This is a genomic window from Streptomyces sp. MB09-02B, assembly GCF_033794485.1.
Lineage (GTDB): Bacteria > Actinomycetota > Actinomycetes > Streptomycetales > Streptomycetaceae > Streptomyces.
The window spans coordinates 1-5705 of record NZ_JARGEE010000510.1 but is presented as its reverse complement, the minus strand read 5'-3'; the positions used below and the strand labels follow the sequence as shown (position 1 = coordinate 5705).

The window sequence follows — 5705 nt, the reverse complement described above, 5'->3', positions numbered from 1 at the left end:
CCTCGGCCCCCTTCACCCCGCACTCGCCAGAATCACGATCAGCACCACCACCCCCACCACCACCGCCAACACCTTCAACGCCGCGTACGGAGACGACGGCTGATCCGGCGGAGCCACCGGCGGAACCGGTGCCGACGACGTCGGCCGGGGCCCGTTGAACACGTCGTGCCCGGTGACCGCGGCCCGCGTGCACCAGGGGCAGGTCGGCAGATGCGAGCCGTACGTGTGCAGGGGCCGCACCGTGCAGGCCCGCACCTGACCACGCTCCTTGTCGAGGGCCCGCAGCCACGCCTCGGCCTGCGGCCGCGCGTCGGGGTCCTCGACGCCCGGCCCGAACGCGGCCTTGGCGAGGGCGAGCAGTTCGGTCGGCAGGACGGACGGGTCGATCGTGCCGCGCGGAATGGTGACCCGCTCGGGCCGCACGACATAACTGCAGCTCGCGGCGATGTTGTCCTTGACCGTCGACTCGGACGCGCTCTCGTGCGGCACCCCGCCGAAGGGATGGTTGCCGGCGGTGAGCAGCTGGTAGACGAGGACGGCCAGGGCGAAGTCGTCGCTCTGGCGCGTCGCGGGCCCGCCCCTCTGCCGCTCGGGGGACGAGTAGTCGGTGGTGTGCATCAGGCACGGGAAGAGTTCGCCGGTGACCGGGTCGGTGAAGGCGATGGAGTCGCAGTCGAGGAAGGTGACGAACCCGTTGGCGTCCACGACGACATTGCTGCTGCTGAAGTCTCCGATGACGAGGTTGTCGTAGTGCATGCGGGCCGTCATGAAGGCGAGGTTCCAGGCGACTCCGAGCAGGAACCGCCAATCGGCCCGGGCCGGGAACAGCTTGAGGCGCTGGACCCGGGTGAACAGGCCGACCAGCTGGACGTGTCGGGGTTCGCCGAAGCGGCGCATCGCGTAGCCGAGGAACTCGCCGTTCGTCCCCCGGGCGATCGCGGTGGGCCAGGCCAGCTCCGGCGGCTGACTGGCGTCCGTCGGCCGGGCGGCCAGCGGTGACATGGTCAGCATCCGGGCCAGCCGCCGTTCCTGGTCCGGCCCCGGGGTGTCCCGGTAGATCTTGACGACGATCGTCGCGTCCCCCTCCACCGGGAACACGGCCGCCTGCCCACCCCCCTTCAACGGCAACTCGGCCAGAGTGACCCGCCTACCGTCGAGAAAGACCGTGCGGCCGCTCATGGCCGTACCTCCGAGTGTTCGTCGAGCCGGTCGTCACCGCCGATGCCTCCGGCGGCGGCACGGCGGCACGGGCTGCGCGCAGGGGGCACGCTCACCGCCGGTTCGTGCGGACCGCGCGCAGCAGGGTCTTGTCGTCGGCGTTGAGGGCGGTGAGGCGGTCGGAGCGCAGGAGGGCGGCCAGGTTGGGGTCGCGGTCGTCCTCGGCGGCGGAGTCGAGGGAGCGGAAGACGGCATCGGCGAACGAGGTGTTCGGTGACTGCGCGCCGTCGGCCGACCGGTTGAGCATGGCCTGCGCGAGCCCGTCCGTGGAGAGGAGCACCCCGTCGACGCCGTCATCGAGGACGCACTCGGTGTGGGTCCAGCGCTCCCTGTCCGGAGAGGTCAGGAACACCGTCTCGTTGCTGTACTCGCTCGCCGCCGCGGCCTGCGGCAGCAGATGGAACTGCCGTTCCCCGTCCTCCGTCCCGGCCCGTACGACGACGAACCCGTCGCCCACGGAAACGTGCCCGAGCCAGCCGGGCGCGAGCACCACCACCGTGAGCGTGGTCGCGAAATCGGGCGCGTCGGGGCCGGTCCGGTCCAGGAAGTCCGCGTTGACGTCGCGCAACCCCTCCCGCAGCAGCTCGTGCACGGCCTCCCCCGGCCGTACCTCCACGGCGGCCTCGGCCCGCCGTACGAAGTGGTCCGTGGCGAGCCCCACCGCGAGCCGCGCGCCCTCCTCCGACCGGGGCCGGCTGCCGGCCCCGTCCGCGACGGCGAGCACGGCGACGGAGGGCGTGGCAGCGGCGGCGCACGCGTCCTGGCAGGGCAGGCCCTGGCGCCGGTGCCGGTAGCCCTCGACGCTCAGGCCGTGGATCCGCCAGGGCGGGGCGGCGTTCACCTCACGCCTCCCAGGCCGGGCGCTGTGTCTTGAACTGGCTGAAGATCTTCTCGAACACCTCGTCCCCCGCCCCCTTCTGCTCGGCGTTGGCACTGGCGGACATCATCTGGAGCAGCTCGCGGAACGGGAACCCCTGCAGCCGGGCGTTGAACTTGGGTGCGAACGCCCGCAGCACCGACTCCCCCATGTCCGTGATCCCGCCGACCCCGATCGCGTACAGACGGAACCGGCGGGCGCGCTGCTCCTCGGCGAGGACGGGGACCAACCGGCGCCAGGAGTCGGTGAGATGGCCGGTGGGGTCGGTGGGCAGGCCGTCGGTGACGAGGCAGATCTGCGGCCGGTAGTACTGCAGTCCGGACGCCCGCAGCTCGCTCTTGCGGGCGGCGACGATGTGCATCGCCAGCTCCAGCGCCTCGGTCATCAGGGTGACCCCGGCGGCCGTGAGCTGCGGTGCCTGGAAGGCGTGCGCGGGTATGAAGGGGCTCGTCCGGGTGCGCGGGTCGAGCAGCTGGGGTCCGCGCCAGGCGCCGACTCCCTGTCCGCCGAAGGTGACGACGGCGACCTCCACGCTGTAGCTGAGGCTGACGTCGTCATGGAGCTCCCGGGTCCACTCCGCGAGCGCGTTGTTGAGCGTCTGGATCGGCTGACCCGCCATGGAACTGGACGTGTCGAGGCAGAGCACGAGCGGCATGCGCTGGGCGTTGTTCTCGAACTCGATGTCGGCGTACTCGGCCGGCAGCGTGGGCGGGTATTCGCTGTGCATCGTCGTCCCCCTGTGCTTCTGGCGCTCTGGTGCATCTGGTGCGTCTGATGCGTCTCGTGTTGCTGGTGTTGCTGATGCTTCTGGTGTTGCTGATGGGCTCGTACGTCGGCGTGCCGATGCGCCGGGTGGAGATCACCTGGGTGTGCCCTTGGCGTGCCGTGCGGCCGTCGGCGGGAAGGCGTACAGGACGTCGGAGTCGCGTTCCCGTGCGTCGGTGACGTCGACGAGACTGCCGGGCGCGGGCGGCGGCCGCCCCGGCTCGGCCCACACCGCGCGGCGCAGCACCCGGTCGACCTCGACATAGCCCTGGGGGTGCAGTTCGGTCCGGACGACCGCGGTCGCGCTCCGGGCGTGCGCCGGTCGACCTCCCACCTGCCGCCCGTACCGAGGCCCGGACGCGACACGCAGCCGGGTGGTGCTCTCGTCCCCGTTCTCTCCCTCGCCGCCCGCGCTGCCGCCCGCGCTGCCGGTGCCGCTCCCTTCCACGTCGGCGCCCCCGTCGCGCGCCGCGTGCGCCGGCGCGGACCGGGGCGCTGACCGAGGGGCGGACCGGGTGGGCGCGACCAGCCCGAGCACGCCGGCCGCCCGCCCCGGAGCCGCCCGCCCCGGCGACGGTGCCCGGTGACCGACGGCGACCGGCCCCCGGGACCGCCGGATCACGATCACGAAGGCGAGGAGCAGGAGCGCGAGCAGCAGTGCCATCCAGAAGGCGGTCCAGGTGGCGTTGCTGTAGCCGGATCCGGTGGCCTCGCCGTCGATGGTGCCGGCCGCGTCGTCCGCCTCGTCCTCACCGCCCGGTCCCTGCCCCTGTCCCTGCCCTCGCCCCTTGCTGTCCTGGCCCTTGCTGTCCTGGCCCTTGCTGTCCTGGCCCTTGTCGTCCTGGCCCTTGTCGTCCTGGTCACCGGCGCCCTGGCCGTCGGTGGCGCCGGACGCGTTCGAGGAGCCGGGGTTCCGGTCGCTGTCGCCCTCGGTGGTGGTGAAGCTGTTGTCGTCGGGACTGGCGGTGAAGGCGGCCAGCTGCGAACCCTTGAGAGTGGACTGTCCCTCGACGGGGCCGACCTGACCGCACATCTGGTTCTTCTTCTGGTCACAGACACCGCTCGCCTCCAGGTCGTCCAGTGTCCGTGCCGTCAGCCGGTCGATCGTGGCGTCGGGGTGGATGAGCAGTTCCTCGACGGCGAGGAGCAACGCCGTGCCGCCCTGCCCCGTGCGCGCGTTCTCCGGCACCAGCACCACCACCGGGTGGGCTGTCTTGCTCAGTTGATCGAGGACGGTGTCTTGACCCTCCCCTATGTCCTCGTATTCCAGAGGCTCCTCAAGAGTGATCACCACGGGCCCCTCGGCCGTCCGACCGGCCCAGCACGCGAGCCGTTCCGTGAACCCCTCGTCCGGACACGGGTCGTCGTCCGCGACCGACGACCCCACCGGAACCAGCCCGCCCAGCCCGACCAGCAACCCCACCAGCACACCGAGAAACGACAAACGCCCGATCGCACCCATCGCACCAACCCCCCGTGGCCTGAAAGGCACGCCCCCGCGGCCCTGAAAAAGCCCATCCCATAGTGGAGCAGGCAGTCGGGCGGCCGGAAGGCTTTGGCGAATTCCGCCGAGGGAATTACGGCGAGTTACGCCGACGTTCGATCAGTATGCTTTTCACTTCTACAACTTGAACACCTGATGGCAACGACTGAACATCTGCCGTGCTCGCTCCACCCAGTCGTTGGCCAAAGCATCGAAGTCCGCCTGGGTGATCCGGCATGTCAACGGCAGATCACAGACTCCGGCGAGACAGGGACGAGGCCCTCGGACATCCCACACGGAAAGCATGGGGTTCAGTTGTTCGGTATTCCACGCGTTCGACGCGGCGGCGGCGATGGCGAGTTGGTCCTGCCGGAGGAAATTCCCGTCCGTCGCGAAGGCCACGAGAAGTCTCTTGGTGGTCATGAATCGCAATGTGACCATCCTCCCCGCCTCATGGAGATCGAATTGCAGGGAGACGGAGACGGTGTCATGCACCGTGTGGTAATTCCGCCGCGCCACCCAGCTCTGCACCAACTGCCGCCAGTGCGTGCCCAGGTCGTATATCTCGGCGTTACGCCCCGGGTACGAGTCGCGGCCGTCACGACCGGCACGACCGTCGCGACCGGAGAAGGAGTCACGGCACGAGTAGGTATCACGGCCCGGGTAGGAGTCACGGCCCGGGTAGGAGTCAGGAACCGTCACGGACCACCGCCCCGGCGACCATGGCGTCGGTCAACCCGGCGTCGAGCAGCGTCTGCGCGTGCAGCAGCAGACAGGAGGGGACGGACTCGCTCGTCGTACGACGCAGATGACGCTCCCTCAGCTCCTCGTACCGCACCTCGATGGTCCGGGCCACCTGCGGCGGCGGCCACACCTCGACGCGCGTCTCCTCCTCCACCAACTCTGCCAGGATCTCGGCGAGTCGGGGCCGGTCCTCGGGTCGCTTGGCCAGACAGCGGGCGATGACGGGCCGCAGTCCCGGTGGTACGCCGTCGAGCCGGGGCTCTCCCCGCACGACCTCGACGCGCACGCCCTCCCCGCTGCCGTGCGGCGGGCGGCCGGTGAGCGCGTACACCAGGACGCCGCCCAGGGAGAAGACGTCGCTCGGTGGGCCGACCCGGTCGCCGCGGATCTGCTCGGGCGACATGAACGGCGGGGTGCCGACCACGACACCGACGCGGGTGAGGCCGGGGGCGCCGTCCACGCGGGAGATACCGAAGTCGATGACGCGGGGGCCGTCCTGGGCGAGCAGGACGTTCGCCGGCTTGAGGTCACGGTGGATCACATGGGCGGCGTGGATTGCCTGCAACGCCTCGACGAGGCCGGCGCCGAGGGGGCGGACCTGGGCCTCGGGGAGGGGGC

At 70.9% G+C, this 5705-nt stretch carries 6 protein-coding genes; all 6 read right to left on the bottom strand.

Annotation, left to right across the window (positions count from 1 at the left end):
• Positions 1 to 12 precede the first annotated feature (12 nt).
• Positions 13 to 1179 carry a hypothetical protein gene (locus P1P70_RS39340; RefSeq protein ID WP_319246416.1) on the bottom strand — a complete coding sequence of 389 codons (1167 nt, stop codon included), beginning with the start codon at positions 1177 to 1179 and terminating at the stop codon, positions 13 to 15.
• A 91-nt stretch (positions 1180 to 1270) separates the two neighbouring features.
• Positions 1271 to 2059, bottom strand: coding sequence for a PP2C family serine/threonine-protein phosphatase (locus tag P1P70_RS39335; protein WP_319246413.1), 789 nt, complete (start codon positions 2057 to 2059; stop codon positions 1271 to 1273).
• A gap of 1 nt (position 2060) precedes the next feature.
• Positions 2061 to 2822 (bottom strand): vWA domain-containing protein, encoded by a 762-nt coding sequence (locus P1P70_RS39330; protein WP_319246410.1) that lies wholly within the window; start codon positions 2820 to 2822, stop codon positions 2061 to 2063.
• 132 nt (positions 2823 to 2954) lie between these two features.
• Positions 2955 to 4304, bottom strand: a complete 1350-nt coding sequence (locus P1P70_RS39325; protein WP_319246407.1) for a hypothetical protein — start codon at positions 4302 to 4304, stop codon at positions 2955 to 2957.
• Positions 4305 to 4481: 177 nt separating this feature from the next.
• Positions 4482 to 4766: a hypothetical protein gene (locus tag P1P70_RS39320; protein ID WP_319246404.1), complete on the bottom strand. Its 285-nt coding sequence runs from the start codon at positions 4764 to 4766 to the stop codon at positions 4482 to 4484.
• A gap of 265 nt (positions 4767 to 5031) precedes the next feature.
• Positions 5032 to 5705, bottom strand: a 674-nt coding sequence (locus tag P1P70_RS39315; protein ID WP_319246401.1) for a serine/threonine-protein kinase, incomplete at its 5' end; no start/stop codon positions are given.

Excerpts from the sequence above, each read along its gene's own strand:
- P1P70_RS39340 (WP_319246416.1), bottom strand. The coding sequence starts at position 1,179 with ATGAGCGGCCGCACGGTCTTTCTCGACGGTAGGCGGGTCACTCTGGCC.
- P1P70_RS39330 (WP_319246410.1), bottom strand. The coding sequence starts at position 2,822 with ATGCACAGCGAATACCCGCCCACGCTGCCGGCCGAGTACGCCGACATC.
- P1P70_RS39320 (WP_319246404.1), bottom strand. The coding sequence starts at position 4,766 with ATGACCACCAAGAGACTTCTCGTGGCCTTCGCGACGGACGGGAATTTC.